The organism is Streptomyces sp. NPDC031274 (assembly GCF_055570235.1).
The window spans coordinates 1-1,220 of the sequence record NZ_JBVIHP010000325.1 but is presented as its reverse complement, the minus strand read 5'-3'; the positions used below and the strand labels follow the sequence as shown (position 1 = coordinate 1,220).

The following is a 1,220-nucleotide window of genomic DNA, read 5'->3' as shown; positions in this document are numbered from 1 at the left end:
AGCCGTCGACCGCCTCGGAGCACCTCAGCCTGCTGCGCCGCGGTGGCCTGGTCCTCTCCCGCAAGGAGGGCAAGCAGGTCTTCTACCGCGCCGACGGCGCGAGCATGGCCGCCCGTCTCGACGCCCTGAAGGACTACCTGGCGCGCTGCTGCCCGCCGGGCTGCGGATGACCGGTATCCAGGGTCAGACGCGCAGGTCGAGCATCGCTGACATCGCCGCGACCACGGAGGGCGCCACCTTGTAGTAGACCCAGGTCCCGCGCCGCTCGGAGGTCAGCAGTCCCGCGTCCTTGAGCTTCTTCAGATGGTGGGAGACGGTCGGCTGGGACACGCCGACGTCGGAGATGTCGCACACGCACGCCTCGCCGCCCGCATGCGAGGCGACCTTGGAGAACAGGCGCAGCCGCACCGGGTCGGACAGCGCCTTGAACATGGCAGCCATCCGCTCGGCGTCCTCGGACGACAGCTCCCCGGCGGTGATCGGCGGGCAGCACGGCACCACAGCCTCGGCGTCCAGCACCGGCAGTTCGACAACCTTCGACTTCGACATATGTCTATGTTGACACCCATCGATACCAGTGGCAAGCTCAAGACATCGACAGGCATCGAAACAAGGAGTCGTCGTGACTGCCACCCTCCGCACCGCGCTCACCGTCACCCGGGCCCGCCGCACCGCCCGTCACCTGGCCGGAGTCAGCTTCTGTGACAGCTGCGCCCAGGTCAGCGACCGCGCCACCCGAGCGGCCCAGACCCGTCAGCACACCCAGCTGACCGCCCTCACCCACGCACGCTGACCCCCAACGCCCCGCTTTGAGGAGACCGAGCATCATGAGCACCCAGCAGCTCCCCGTCATCGTCATCGGAGCAGGCCCCACCGGACTGGCCGCTGCCGCCCACCTCGTCGAGCGCGGCATCGACCCCCTCGTTCTGGAAGCAGGCGACAGGGCCGGTGCGGCCGTGCGCGAGTGGAGCCACGTGCGCCTGTTCTCCACCTGGGGCGAGGTCGTCGACCCCGCCGCCGAGAAGCTCCTGGCTCCCACCGGCTGGGTGAAGCCGGACGGCGACACCTACCCCACCGGCGGTGACTGGGCCGCGAAGTACCTGCAGCCGCTGGCCGACATCCTGGGCGACAAGGTCCGCTTCGGCACGACCGTGACCGGAGTCTCCCGCCAGGGCCGCGACCGCGTCGTCGACGCCGACCGCGACCAGCAGCCCTTCACC

At 69.9% G+C, this 1,220-nt stretch carries 3 protein-coding genes; 2 read left to right on the top strand and 1 reads right to left on the bottom strand.

What is annotated here, in order from left to right; all coding sequences use genetic code 11:
- Nucleotides 1-183: 183 nt before the first annotated feature.
- Complete coding sequence (locus ACZ5CR_RS46070) at nucleotides 184-549, bottom strand: ArsR/SmtB family transcription factor (RefSeq protein WP_468869925.1); 366 nt, start codon at nucleotides 547-549, stop codon at nucleotides 184-186.
- A gap of 73 nt (nucleotides 550-622) precedes the next feature.
- On the opposite strand from ACZ5CR_RS46070, the gene ACZ5CR_RS46065 reads away from it, so the two are divergent.
- Both ACZ5CR_RS46065 and ACZ5CR_RS46060 read left to right on the top strand, forming a co-directional pair.
- Nucleotides 623-793: a hypothetical protein gene (locus ACZ5CR_RS46065; protein WP_468869923.1), complete on the top strand. Its 171-nt coding sequence runs from the start codon at nucleotides 623-625 to the stop codon at nucleotides 791-793.
- A gap of 34 nt (nucleotides 794-827) precedes the next feature.
- The coding region (locus ACZ5CR_RS46060) for an FAD-dependent oxidoreductase (RefSeq protein ID WP_468869920.1) at nucleotides 828-1,220 on the top strand (393 nt) is incomplete at its 3' end.